Here is a 13,396-nt window from a genome sequence, read left to right as displayed (position 1 = left end):
GCACAGAGTACACAGAGAAAAGCAAAGTTAAATGCAGCTTCGCCGAAGGGACAAATGTAGTTTAGTAGCTCTGGTTAATAAATTCGATATAACGTTTCGCAGTGACATGAGGGAATATGAGACGTTCGCGGACTTATCTATCTAGATAAGTCCCACAACTTTGACAGATTACAATACGCCTAAAGCTGATTCTGGACTTTTCAACAATACAGGGTAATGTAGCTTGCAAGGTCACACTAATAAACCGTTAGCCATTTATGGAAGTTTTTGTGATAACTCGAACAAAGGAAATTAAATGAAATTGGCGGATAAAATAATCCCTATCATTCTGATTTTGGCTTCATTTATAATGATAGGCTTATCTATATATGTGGCGAGTCAAAGGGATTTAACAAGTCTAGAGAACACACTCCTTCAAGCTTTCTCTTTAGCTTTTGGGCTAATTGGTTCATTTCAATTTGGAAAACAATCAGCCAAAAATGCGGCTAGAGATCTTATAAAGCCTCATGCGAGATCGGCTTTTAGAAGGTTAATTTCACTGTATGAAAGTTTATCTCGTGTGGGTTATGAAATTAACGGGGCTAGTGATGGTAGAGATTTAAATATTACTATGGGAAAATTAGAAGCAATAGTAATTGAGCAGTTGGCAACAGCTGATGATGCTATTGAAGATTGGAATGACATCGTTCCAGATGAAGTTGCTGAATTAAAAGATAAGTGGAAGGGTTCTAACAATCATGTCAAATAAAATTAGAGGTAAAGTAGCTAGAATCCTGAACTCAAGAGAAGTCGCAATTACAGTAGGTTCTGAACATGGAGTTAAAGAAGGAATGTACTTTGATGTTATGGATCTAAATGGTGAAGATATTACAGATCCAGACACTGGTGAAGTACTAGGTTCAATTGAAAGGCCTAAAGTTCGAGTGAAAGTTACACAAGTACAAGAAAAACTGTCGATTGCTTCTACATATAAAAAAGAAAAAGTTAATGTGGGCGGGTTTGGACATACTTGGGGTGATTTAGGCACTGTTTCAAAGTCACTTATGCCACCCAAATATATTGTTAAACACGAAACTTTGAAAACAGATGAAAAAACTTGGGAAGACCTAGACGAAGATGAAAGTTATGTAAAAACAGGAGACCCTGTTTTGCAAACAATCGAACCATCGGAATGAAATTGCTAACTAGCTGCTAGAGCCTGTAACAAATATAATGGACCAGCTAATAGTTGGCTGTTTTTCGTTCATCAAACATTATAGCCAATTATAATTTCGGCTTATTTAAACGCTAGAGCTAGTTAATTTTAACTCCTTTACCCAAGTAATGCTCTCTTTCCATCAGTTTTCCTCTGTGCTCTCTGTGTCTCTGTGGTTCAAATTCTTTTGCTTTGAAATAGAAGTCTTTTGCGCTTGAAATGTTTTTGCGGGAGGGCAGATAACAAATATTAAGAAGGTGATATCAGACTCTGACATCACCTTCTGTCAATAATTGCTTAAACCTGCACAACTGAATTATCAGCAAAAGCTACAGATGAAGGGATATAGGCATCAGCCTCCCAATCATTTTCCCAGGATTTGTCATCTAGCAAATACCTAAACTGATACTGCGAGTCTTTCGCTAGGTTAACTGTGGTAGTAAAATCACCATTTTTTAGCTTTTTCATCGGCTCGGATGACAGGTCCCATTCGTTGAAATCTCCTACTAACCGAACAGATTCAGCCGCATGTGCTTGCTCCTTGGACAACTTGAATGTCACTTTGCATACCGCTTTAGATTTCAAATATTGTTTTTTAAAAGCCATCGTTTTTCTCCTGTATATCGGTTGTGTTAATTAAACTATCGTTGTTAGGCTCTGTTTAGGTGGAGCCTAAATGTTCAAAAAAAGTGCAGCATTGTTATATTTTGATGCAACTGACAAATTATCATTCAATAATAAAACAAATAACTCAAAGCATTGATATATCGTGCTTTTATACATGAACATCATTTGTATCAATACATTTTGGCTATTTTACTGACAAATTATGACAATCAGCAATAGCTCCATTAACTTTAGAGCAAAAAACGTGCAACTTTTTTGTTCGCTCTTATAGCCAATACTCATACCAGCCCAAATCTGTGTTCAAACCACTGGCGCACAATAATGCCTGCATATCCATTTGTTAGTTGGCGTCGCTGTTGCATTCTCTTAGGAGTTAATAGAATTTTGACTTAGCGTCACTTTCTTTTAATTAGGGGCGGGTAAATATTCGCCTTGCTTAAACCATTTTAAGCTGCGGTTGGAACCGTCATTTCCAAATTGTTTGAGTTTATCGTTTAAACTTTTTTGCATACTGACTGGGAGATAGCCCTGTGTGCTTTTTAAATAGCCGAGTAAATGAGCTCAAGTCGTCGTAACCTACTTGGGTGACTATACGCTCTACGCTGCTGTTGGTAGTTTCCAGTTGTTTTTTAGCGGCTTCAACTCTTAAGGTTTGTAAATATTCTAAGGGATTATGTTCGGTGGCCTTTTTGAATCTACGATTAAAGGTTCTTAGGGACAGGTTAACCAATAAAGGTAAGTCACTCACAACTATCCTATGGCTGTAGTTTGCCTCTAGCCACTCTTGTACTATCAATACATCGGGATCTTGATGATATTTTTTAGTGAGAATATTGGCATAGGCTACTTGTTCGCCTCGATAAATATCAATGACGTGGGCTTTAGCCGTTGTTGTGGCCACATCATGGCCACAATAACGCTCAATTAATAACAATGCTAAATCAAACCATGCCATGCCTCCTCCAGAACAGTAGATGTTTTGGGCGGAGGTGATCATTTTTTCTGCACACAAATTGACTTTGGGATAGCGAGATTTAAACAAGCTCGCATATCCCCAATGAGTTGTGGCTTCTTTGCCATCTAAAAGGCCTGCTTCTGCTAATAAGAATGCGCCGCTACAATTGCTGGCAATATCAGATTGGTTAGCAAAGTGTTTTTGAATATGTGCCAATAAGGCTTGGTTGTTATTAATGACGTTAATGAGTTCGCCGCCAATTGTTGGGATCAGCAATAAGTCTGTGTGTTCAACGTCTTCAATTGCAATATGGCTATGGATTACCAGTTGATTAATACAACGCACAGGACGCTTTTTAATGGACGCAATCTGTACTTCGAAAAAAGGTGATGGTTGCTGTCCTTGCATACGTTGCCAAGTGACGCCAGCTAACGCAAACAAATCGAGGGCGCCTGTAATGGCACTTGCATAGGCTTGATCAAAGCCTAGAATGGTTACTTTAAACACTGTAAATAACCGCAGTGATTAGTCATAAATAACACCTCGTTATAACTGTCATAAATGACCATTAATATGTCATATATGACAATAATAGCGAAGGGATATTTTTGTCAATCTATCGCTATCATTTAGAATATTTACAGTCTTCATCTGTAATCACTGGTAAAGGTTAGGCAATATGAAAAACGAACTAGTAAAACGTAAAGAATTAGCGTTTCAATTATACGAATTATTGGATACAGAAAGTCTTTGTGGGCGAGACAGGTTTGTGGAACATAACCGCGAAACATTTGATGCGGTTATGGATATAGCAAACAAAATTGCTACAGAAAAGTTTGCTACCCACAACGCCAAAGGTGACGCTTATGAGCCAACTTTTGACGGTAAAAAAGTGCATATGATCCCTGAGGTAAAAGAAGCCTTTGATGCTTATGTTGAATCAGGACTTATTGCAGGGCGTTTTGACTTTGATGAAGGCGGTATGCAATTACCTGAAACTATAATGACTGCTTGCGCCGGTTATTTTATGGCAGCTAACCCATCAAGTACTGGTTACCCATTTTTGACTATTGCTGCGGCAAACGTAATACGCAATTTTGCATCTCCGCAGCTTAAAAATGCTTTTATGCCTAAAATGTTAACCGGTGAATTTACCGGCACAATGGGATTAACAGAGCCCCATGCTGGTTCGTCTTTGGCAGATATTCATACCTCAGCGATTAAACATGAAGATGGAAATTATCGCATTAAAGGTAATAAAATTTTTATTTCTGCTGGCGATCATGAATTGTCAGACAACATAGTGCATTTGGTTTTAGCAAAAATTCAAGGTGCACCAGCCGGCGTCAAAGGTATTTCATTATTTGTGGTGCCGAAGTTTCGTCTCGATGAAGCTGGAAATCCTGCAGAACGAAATGATGTCGCCTTGGCCGGGCTTATTCATAAAATGGGATATAGAGGAACTACCTCTACCGCACTAAGTTTTGGAGAAAACCAAGACTGTCACGGTTATCTTATTGGCGAGGAACATCAAGGTTTACGCTATATGTTCTTAATGATGAATGAAGCGCGCTTGGGTGTGGGTTTTGGTGCCGCTATGGTTGGTTACAGTGGTTATCAATATTCACTAGAATACGCTAAAGAACGCACCCAAGGCCGCGTAGCTCCTAATAACAAACCCACAGATAAACCAGCTACTATCATTCAGCATGGTGATGTGAAACGTATGTTATTAGCGCAAAAATCCTATGTTGAAGGGGCTATGGCTCTATGTTTTTATGCCGCGCGCTTAGTTGATGATTCACACACTCTCACAACAGATGATGAAAAAAGACAGGCCTTTGAGTTACTGGATTTGTTGACACCTATAGTTAAAGCTTGGCCGTCAGAATATGGCCCTAAAGCCAATGATTTGGCGATACAAGTATTAGGCGGCGCAGGTTATACCCGTGAATACCCGGTTGAACAATGCTGGCGTGACAACAGACTTAATCCCATTCACGAAGGTACTAATGGTATTCAGGCTCTGGATTTATTAACTCGAAAACTTTGGCAAGCTGATGGTGCAGGCTTAAAATTATTGCAACAAAGAATGGAAGCCGATTTTGCTAAGGTTACAGGTAAACAAAGTCAGCAGTTGATAGCCAATTTATTACCCTATATCCAGCAGATGCAGTCCTTATTACCAATGTTAGGGCAGCACTTAAAGTCTGAAAAACTGCCTACATTGTTAGCTAATGCCACATGTTTTATGAATATATTTGGCCAAGTAGTGATGAGTTGGATGTGGATACGCCAGGCAAATGTGGCTGAAAACGCATTGAAAAATACAGCTTTAACTGATGAAGATAAGGCGTTTTATTTAGGTAAAGTACAAACCGCTAAATATTTTGTGCGCTGGGAGTTGCCTGCAGTGCAGAGAGACATTGCATTATTAAATGATATGGACGACAGCTGCAGTGAAATGCAAGCCGAATGGTTTTAATCGATTCGACCACGACCATATTGCAAATTAGATAAATACGGAAACATTATGAAAAATAAACAGTTTTTATTAGCAGCACGACCAGTTGGCCTTCCTACTAGGCAGAATTGGGACTATGTCGAAACCGAAGTGGCAGAGTTAGCCGACAATCAAGTATTGATACAAGTGGAGTATATCTCGTTAGATCCTGCCATGAGAGGTTGGATGAATGACGGTAAATCCTATATTGAACCAGTGCAAATTGGTGCGGTTATGCGCGCCGGTACCGTAGGTAAAGTACTTAAATCAACTAGCAGTGAATTTTCAGAAGGCGATTACGTCTATGGTCATTGTGGTGTACAGAAGTATGCAGTTGTGGGTATCGAAGGGCTGCATAAAATTGACCCCAGCTTAGCGCCATTAGAACGTTATTTAGGTGTATTAGGTATGCCTGGAATGACAGCTTATTTTGGATTGTTGGATACAGGTTTACCTAAAGCAGGAGAAACAGTAGTAGTTTCAGGTGCCGCTGGAGCAGTGGGATCAATAGTAGGGCAAATCGCTAAGATTAAAGGCTGCAGAGTTGTAGGGATTGCTGGCGGCGCTGATAAATGTGCCTACTTAGTAAATGAACTAGGTTTTGATGCAGCAATTGATTATAAAAGTGAAGATGTGCAAAAGGCGCTTAGAGCTGCATGCCCTAAAGGCGTAGATGTGTATTTCGATAATGTGGGCGGCGACATTCTTGATAATGTTTTAACCCAAATACGTATGAAAGCGCGGATAGTGATTTGTGGTGCTATCAGTCAATACAACAATACAACGGCTGTTAAAGGTCCGTCTAATTACCTTTCGTTACTAGTCAATAGAGCCAGAATGGAAGGCATAGTGGTGTTTGATAATGTGGCTAACTATTCTAAAGCAGCAACCGAAATGGCCGGTTGGATTGCAGAAGGTAAATTGATTGCTAAAGAACATGTTGTTAAAGGTATTGAGCACTTCCCAGAAACCTTATTGATGTTATTTAACGGCGAAAACATGGGTAAACTGGTGCTTAAAGTTGAAGCCGATTAATAATTCCAAGTTTGAGACGAGTTCACAGAGAGATAATGCTGTATGAAAAAAGATATTTTTGATTTAACCGGTAGAGTCGCCTTAGTTACAGGTGCAAGCCGTGGTATTGGTGAGTCGATTGCAAGATTACTAGCCGCTTATGGTGCGAGAGTGATTGTTTCTAGTCGCAAAATTGATGGTTGTGAAGCCGTAGCTCAAAGTATTCGAGATGACGGTGGTGATGCAGTAGCCATGGCCTGTCACGTAGGCGAAATGGCACAGATTGAAAACATCTTCGCGCAAATCAGTGAAAAATATGGGCGTTTGGATATTTTGGTTAACAATGCAGCCGCTAACCCTTATTTTGGGCATATTTTGGATACCGATTTAGCGGCCTATGATAAAACCGTTGATGTAAATATTCGTGGTTATTTCTTTATGTCTACTGCAGCCGGTAAAATGATGAAAGAGCAGGGCGGTGGTGTGATTTTGAATACTGCATCTGTAAACGGTATATCACCAGGTTTGGGGCAAGGTATTTATTCGATTACCAAAGCGGCTGTTATTAGTATGACCAAAGCATTTGCAAAAGAATGTGGTGGCTTAAACATTAGAGTTAACGCTTTATTGCCCGGTTTAACCGAAACTAAATTTGCCTCAGCGCTTACAGGTAACGATAAAATCCTTAAAACAGCATTAATGCAAATTCCATTAGGTAGAACCGCACAGCCTGATGAAATGGCCGGTACTGTATTGTATCTAGTCTCAGACGCATCTAGCTACACTACTGGTACTACTGTTGTGGTTGATGGTGGATTTTTAAGTTAGGCTCTAATTGAGTATAAAAGTTTATCGACGGCAACTATTTAGTTGCCGTTTTTATTTCCGCAAGTATTAAAGGTGCTACTCACTTAGTTGTAAATCATGACAACTCTTTATGGCCCGCAAACAAGGGGTACCTAAGATGTTAAATTCTATAGGTTTTGTTTTGCCAAATGACCCTGTAATGCGCTTTAATAGTGTTGGAATATATTTCAATATTGTCTAAGGTTTACTAAGTGTTAAAACTAAATAAAAAAGGCTTATTATTAGCTACTGCCACTTCTTTTCTATTTGCCTGTTCGGCAACCCAAACTGCGGATCCCATAGTTAGTAAAACTGTTGAACCGCCGCCGAAGGTAATCAAAGCTGCACAATCAATTGCAGCTAATAATCAATCTAAGCTATTAACGTTAGAACAAATTATGGCTGATCCTGATTGGATGGGTCGTCAACCCACTTCTGCATATTGGGGCGACAATAGCCAAAGTGTTTATTACCAACAAAAACAGCAATCTTCTCCTTTGTCTGATTTATGGCAAAAATCTATAAATGAAAAAGGTAATGGTAATAAGGTTGAATTAGCACAGCTACATTTACACGCCTATGAAGACCGAATTTTGAATCAAAACAAAGATACTGCCGCTTGGGTGTTTGAAGGCAATATCTTTGTTAAAAACCTCGCTAACAATAATCTAAAGCAGCTCACAAAAGATAATAGGCAGCCTCACAATCTAGTCTTTCTTAATGATGGGCGTTTAAGTTTCCAAAGCGGTAATGCTATTTATGCGATCCACCCTGAGCAGGGGTTATATGAGCAACTGGTCACATGGCAGTTTGCTGATGAACCTACTGCTGTGAAAGATCCACAAGATTATATTGCCGAGCAGCAACAACAACTAATTGAGGTGGTGGCGTTAAAACGTCAACATAAAGTAATACGCTTTGAAAAAGAACAACAACTTGCGCTTCAAAATAAGACCTTAGCACCTGCTAATTTTTATTTTACAGAAGGCAATGAAACGGTTGAAGTAAGTTTATCACCTAACGGCAAATGGCTTGTATTGGTAGAGCAAGAAGAGTCTAGTTGGCGCGATGATGATGACCTTATGCCTAATTACATTAATGAAGATGGCAGAATAGCCACAGACGATGTACGCCGCAGAGTCGCAGACGCAAAAACAGGGCATCACAATTTATGGTTAATTAACCTTGAAGATAGGTCAAAACGAAAGCTCAGTTTTAACAGCCTACCTGGATATAACGAAGACGTTTTGGAAGCAGTGAAACGTGAAAATGCGCAAGCCAAAGGCGAAAAATATAGCACCAACCGTCTACCTCGAGACATTGTGCTTATGCAAGATTGGTATTGGTCACAAGGCCCCATTCAATGGCATAACAAGGGTGAAAATGTCGCCATTATGTTAGAAGCATGGGACAACAAGGATAGATGGCTAGTTACCGTTAATAAAGAAGATGCAACCTTAGTTAATCAACACAGATTACACGATGATGCTTGGATCAATTACAAATTTAACAGTTTTGGTTGGTTAAATAATACTGATGATTTGTACTTTTTGTCTGAACAATCTGGATATTCACATCTTTATATTAAACCTTTAAAGGGCCACGCAAGGGCAATTACGGCAGGTAATTTTGAAGTTGATGCTTTAACATTAACCTCTGACGATCAATATATGTATTTTAAAGGCAATAAAAAACATCCAGGCATATACGAGATATACAAGGTTGCGTTAGCCGACAATACTCTGCAACAAATAACCAATTTGAATGGCATGACTGATTATCAATTAAGCCCTGATGAAAAGTCATTATTGCTGACGCATTCCAGCTTAGTTCGCCCGCCAGAATTATTCTTACAGTCGGTGGCGAATCAATCGGCTGTACAGCTTACCGAAACCACTAGTCAGGCTTTTTTAGACATCGATTGGCTTGCTCCAGACATAGTGCCGATTAAATCCTCACACACACAACAATCTATTTTTTCGCGGGTGTATACGCCCAGAGACATGCAACCCGGACAAAAACACAAGGCGGTAGTGTTTAACCATGGTGCGGGTTATTTACAAAACTCTCATCTAGGTTGGTCGGGTTATTTTAGAGAATTTATGTTTCACAATCTGTTAGTGCAACAAGGTTATGTGGTACTTGATATGGATTATCGAGCCTCAGCCGGTTATGGCAGAGATTGGCGTACTGCTATTTATCGACAAATGGGCACGCCCGAAATTCAAGACTTAGAAGACGGTGTTGATTGGTTGGTAGAAAACCTTGATGTGGATGCAAAAAGAGTAGGGACTTATGGTGGGTCTTACGGCGGTTTTATGACCTTTATGGCATTATTTAACTACCCAGATTTATTCCAAGCTGGAGCAGCATTACGTCCTGTCAGTGATTGGGCACACTATAATCACGGTTACACCTCGAACATACTTAACACGCCAGACGTTGATCCTATTGCCTACGAAAGAAGTTCACCTATTTATTTTGCAGAAGGATTAGAAAAACACTTACTGATCAATGCACCTATGATAGACAGTAATGTGTTCTTTGTGGATACAGTAAGACTGGTACAACGTTTAATTGAATTAGAAAAACAGAACTTCGAAACAGCAATTTATCCAGTGGAATCCCACGGTTTTGTGCAACCTAGTTCATGGTTAGACGAATATAGAAGGATATACAAGTTGTTCGAAACTAATTTATAGATAATGCGCAACACATTGGTAATAAATACATCAATGTGTTGCCCAGTTTTGAAGCAGGATAACTTAAACTTTGATTAATAAAATTATTCGCTGCCACCAAAAGCAGCAAATACCTCTTCTCCTGTCATCATTTGGGTCTTATTAGCAAACTCATAATAATCGGGCTTTTCTTCTATAAATATTTGAGTGGTGAATTCTAGGCTGACATCAGTATCAAATAGACCGGCAGGTATATTATATTGATGGGTCTGCTTAAGACGGTAAAACAAATGTGTGCCACAGTTTTTACAAAATCCTCTATCAGCCCACTCAGACGAATCATAAGTTGTTATATATTGTTGCCCTTCAAACACTACTTCTGAGCCGCAATCCATAGCTAGTAAAGAACTACCAGACCACTTTCTGCACATAGCACAGTGACAAGCATCCACATGGGGTGTCACTTTTTGGGCATTAATGGTGACTTTTTTACATAAACACTTACCACTCATTTGCACTGCTTGACTCATGACAATTCCTTCTTAGTTCGAATTTTATCTAGTATAAAATAGTACATAATTATGATGCTGCCGGTGATGGTACCGAACAAGTGAGCGTCAACCGCCACATTGGCTGCTATCAACTGGGCTACATCTTCACTGGCTCCGTAGATTTGTTCATGTAGTACTTTAATCCATACACCAATTAGCAATATCCATCCAGTTTTGAATTTGTTGTGGATATCGAAATAAGCACCAATTATAAACAAGCCATGGAGTACCCCAGACAGTCCAACATACCATTGCATTTGTGGGGCAAATAAATACAAGCCGCCTGATGTGCCTAAACACAACAACAAAAATATAATCAGATAGCGTGATGTTTGGTAGTAGTGACCATGCAAGGCCCACAATAAAGTTAAGCCAGCGGTATTCAATAACAAGTGTACTGTGTTGGTATGCAGGAAATGGCCGGTTATAAGTCGCCACCACTGAAACCCATTAAGCTGCTGTCTATCATAAGCGAATAATTCACTGCTCATAGGCTCTGATAAGGCCAATATAATGCTAACTATGACAATAAAAAGGGGAGCGAGGCTGTGTTTTGTCTGTACAGGTAGATTGAACATAGTATTTTAATGGATTTAGAATAAACCTATGGTAACTAATTTCTAATAATTAAGTTAGCTTGTGTTGTTGTCATTGTTACTTATTAGACAAAAATATTATTGGCTAATAAAGATAACTATTTGCAAAAGTAGGCTTGCCTCGATAGTGTTCGCGCCTATTCTAAGTTGTTTGGAAAATCTGTGCGTTTAATTAAACCAACCTTTGTTTTTTGTTTAGCTGTTTTGTTAAGTTTATCTTCACAGGGTGAACAGAAACGAGAAGATCGAGAGCCAGAAGCGGCAACAGGACTACAACAAAAGAGCGCATTTCACTCAAAAGAGTTTATGGTTGTAGCGGCTAACCCATATGCATCTTGGGCGGGTAAAAACGTATTAGTTAAAGGTGGAAGTGCAATTGATGCCGCCATTGCAGTGCAAGCTATGCTGACATTAGTCGAACCTCAGTCTTCAGGTCTTGGGGGCGGTGGCTTTATTCTTTACTGGGATAATAAAGCGAAAAAATTGCACACCTTCGATGGTCGCGAGACAGCCCCTTCTAAAGCCAAAATAGATCTATTCCTAGAAAATGGTAAACCGATAAAATGGATTGATGCTGTAGTAGGTGGAAGATCTGTTGGTGTACCAGGGGTCTTAAAAGCATTAGATATGGCCCATAAAGAATTTGGAAACTTAGCATGGTCAGAGTTGTTTGTTGATAGTATTGCGCTGTCGAAAAATGGTTTTACTGTTTCAAATCGCCTCGCATCTTTGCTAGAGCTGAAAATCCATCCTGGTTTGAATCAGTTTAGAACCTCCTCGGTATATTTTTATCCTAGCGGTAAAGCACTGACAGAGGGCACAGTCAAAAAGAACTCCGCCTTAGCTAAAACGTTAACCACCATAGCCCAAAATGGCGCAGATAGTTTCTACAAGGGTAAAATTGCTGAAGATATAGCAAGAGCTGCCCAGTTTTCCATTATTAACCCGGGTTTGATAACGTCACAAGACATAGCCGAATATAAAGCCGTTAAACGTTCACCCGTGTGTGGCAGTTATCGTTCTTATCAAGTCTGTGGAATGGCGCCGCCTAGCTCTGGTGGCATAAATGTATTGCAAATTTTACGTACTCTTGAGCCATATAATATTGGTCAATACCCTATCAGTTCAGCGGCGGCAGTCCACTTGTTTACTCAAGCATCTAGGTTGGCCTATGCAGACAGAGAAATGTACATCGCCGATAGTGACTTTAGCCCAGTACCATTTAGTGCTTTGCTCAGTAAACGTTATTTGCTTGAGCGCTCCAAGAAAATCAGTTTAGATAAAGATATGGGCAACATATTGGCGGGTAAACCTTTTCCTACAACGAATTTTTCAAAAGGTAAAACTCATGAGCAGCCCAATACCAGCCATTTTAGTATTGTAGATAAAGAAGGTAATGCAGTGTCGATGACAACAAGCATTGAATTTGCCTTCGGTTCTGGGGTGATGGTTGATGGTTTCTTACTTAATAATCAGCTTACAGATTTTTCTTTTAATCCTTATAAATATAACAAGGCTGTATTGAATCGAGTTGAGCCTAAAAAACGTCCTCGTAGTGCCATGAGTCCAACTATGGTGTTCGATGGGGAAGGCCAACTTACTCTTGTGTTGGGGTCGCCTGGTGGTAGTCGTATTGTGAGTTACGTAGCACAAACTATCATGGGGGTAGTCGATTGGGGCCTAGATATCCAACAAGCTATCAATTTACCTAAAGTGACCAATAGAAACGATTATACGGCGCTGGAAAAAGGTACGTTAATTGAAGAATTAAAGCCAATACTTGAAAAAATGGGTCACAAGGTACAAGTTAGAGAATTAAACAGCGGTCTACATGGGATCCAATTAGTTGATGGTGTGCTAATTGGTGGAGCAGATCCAAGGCGGGAAGGCGTGGCTGTGGGGTATTAGGCCTACTCTAAACTAACTTCATCTACCTTCCAGTCATTACCTACTTTTAGAAGTTCGACATTACGCATATCTTTAAATATGTCACCATCGAGTTCGCCTTCAAAAAATATAGATATTTGCGCCTCTTTAGCAAATTCATTTCTGCCTGCGCTACGGGATCTAGGTTGAATAGTTACCTTATCAAATCGCATATTTAACACATGTTTTTGAACACCTTTATTGGTGTGATAAGAACGTAACAAGCGCTTCATTTTAGGGGTGCTTACCTTAATGGCGCCATCAATTCCTTCACTATGATAAATATGATCAAAAAATTCTACTGCAGTGAATTCAGGGTTGCCACTGTCTAACATGCCGAATTTGCCTCCACCTTGCTTAGGTGAGTCTTGACCACATGCACTGCATAAAACTGCAAATATAAAGATAAATCTGATATTTTTTAGCATGTTACATCCCATTTTTGGTTGATGTTATTTTATCAATGTAATCTTATCTTATCCTGTTTTTGGCATCATCAAAA

The 13,396-nt window shown here is 39.5% G+C and carries 12 protein-coding genes; 7 read left to right on the top strand and 5 right to left on the bottom strand.

The genetic code is table 11. From position 1 onward, the window contains the following. The first annotated feature begins 295 nt into the window (after window positions 1-295). Both GARC_RS01990 and GARC_RS01985 read left to right on the top strand, forming a co-directional pair. On the top strand, window positions 296-748 hold the full coding sequence (locus tag GARC_RS01990; protein WP_007616162.1) for a hypothetical protein: 453 nt from the start codon (window positions 296-298) through the stop codon (window positions 746-748). Then, window positions 738-1,175 (top strand): hypothetical protein, encoded by a 438-nt coding sequence (locus tag GARC_RS01985; RefSeq protein ID WP_161603922.1) that lies wholly within the window; start codon window positions 738-740, stop codon window positions 1,173-1,175. Before GARC_RS01990 ends, GARC_RS01985 begins: the two co-directional genes overlap by 11 nt. Window positions 1,176-1,492: 317 nt before the next feature. Here the strand turns inward: GARC_RS01985 and GARC_RS01980 are convergent, their stop codons facing one another. Together GARC_RS01980 and GARC_RS01975 are read right to left on the bottom strand one after the other, a co-directional pair. Next, window positions 1,493-1,801, bottom strand: a complete 309-nt coding sequence (locus GARC_RS01980) for an isoamylase early set domain-containing protein (protein ID WP_007616160.1) — start codon at window positions 1,799-1,801, stop codon at window positions 1,493-1,495. 508 nt (window positions 1,802-2,309) lie between these two features. Further along, window positions 2,310-3,284, bottom strand: a complete 975-nt coding sequence (locus tag GARC_RS01975; protein ID WP_007616159.1) for a GlxA family transcriptional regulator — start codon at window positions 3,282-3,284, stop codon at window positions 2,310-2,312. 172 nt (window positions 3,285-3,456) lie between these two features. Between GARC_RS01975 and GARC_RS01970 the strand changes: the two genes are divergently transcribed. The 4 genes from GARC_RS01970 to GARC_RS01955 all read left to right on the top strand — a co-directional run bounded on the left by GARC_RS01970 (window position 3,457) and on the right by GARC_RS01955 (window position 9,842). Then, a complete protein-coding gene (locus GARC_RS01970) occupies window positions 3,457-5,262 on the top strand; it encodes an acyl-CoA dehydrogenase (protein WP_007616158.1) in 1,806 nt (601 codons plus the stop codon). A 48-nt stretch (window positions 5,263-5,310) separates the two neighbouring features. Beyond that, window positions 5,311-6,315 carry an NADP-dependent oxidoreductase gene (locus GARC_RS01965; RefSeq protein WP_007616157.1) on the top strand — a complete coding sequence of 335 codons (1,005 nt, stop codon included), beginning with the start codon at window positions 5,311-5,313 and terminating at the stop codon, window positions 6,313-6,315. Window positions 6,316-6,357: 42 nt separating this feature from the next. Beyond that, window positions 6,358-7,122: an SDR family oxidoreductase gene (locus GARC_RS01960; RefSeq protein WP_007616156.1), complete on the top strand. Its 765-nt coding sequence runs from the start codon at window positions 6,358-6,360 to the stop codon at window positions 7,120-7,122. 230 nt (window positions 7,123-7,352) lie between these two features. Continuing rightward, entirely contained in the window at window positions 7,353-9,842 is a 2,490-nt protein-coding gene (locus GARC_RS01955; RefSeq protein ID WP_007616154.1) for a S9 family peptidase, read from the top strand. A gap of 83 nt (window positions 9,843-9,925) precedes the next feature. Here GARC_RS01955 and GARC_RS01950 read toward each other — a convergent pair whose 3' ends face one another. Both GARC_RS01950 and rrtA read right to left on the bottom strand, forming a co-directional pair. Continuing rightward, window positions 9,926-10,351 (bottom strand): GFA family protein, encoded by a 426-nt coding sequence (locus tag GARC_RS01950; RefSeq protein WP_007616153.1) that lies wholly within the window; start codon window positions 10,349-10,351, stop codon window positions 9,926-9,928. Beyond that, on the bottom strand, window positions 10,348-10,950 hold the full coding sequence (gene rrtA, locus GARC_RS01945; RefSeq protein WP_007616152.1) for a rhombosortase: 603 nt from the start codon (window positions 10,948-10,950) through the stop codon (window positions 10,348-10,350). Before rrtA ends, GARC_RS01950 begins: the two co-directional genes overlap by 4 nt. A gap of 180 nt (window positions 10,951-11,130) precedes the next feature. Between rrtA and ggt the strand changes: the two genes are divergently transcribed. Then, on the top strand, window positions 11,131-12,876 hold the full coding sequence (ggt, locus tag GARC_RS01940) for a gamma-glutamyltransferase (protein ID WP_007616151.1): 1,746 nt from the start codon (window positions 11,131-11,133) through the stop codon (window positions 12,874-12,876). A 2-nt stretch (window positions 12,877-12,878) separates the two neighbouring features. On the opposite strand, the gene GARC_RS01935 is transcribed toward ggt, so the two are convergent. Next, complete coding sequence (locus GARC_RS01935; protein WP_007616150.1) at window positions 12,879-13,322, bottom strand: hypothetical protein; 444 nt, start codon at window positions 13,320-13,322, stop codon at window positions 12,879-12,881. Window positions 13,323-13,396: the final 74 nt, after the last annotated feature.

This window comes from Paraglaciecola arctica BSs20135 (genome assembly GCF_000314995.1).
Classification (GTDB): domain Bacteria; phylum Pseudomonadota; class Gammaproteobacteria; order Enterobacterales; family Alteromonadaceae; genus Paraglaciecola; species Paraglaciecola arctica.
The sequence above is the reverse complement of the archived record's forward strand: the minus strand, read 5'-3'. Positions and strand labels throughout refer to the sequence as shown.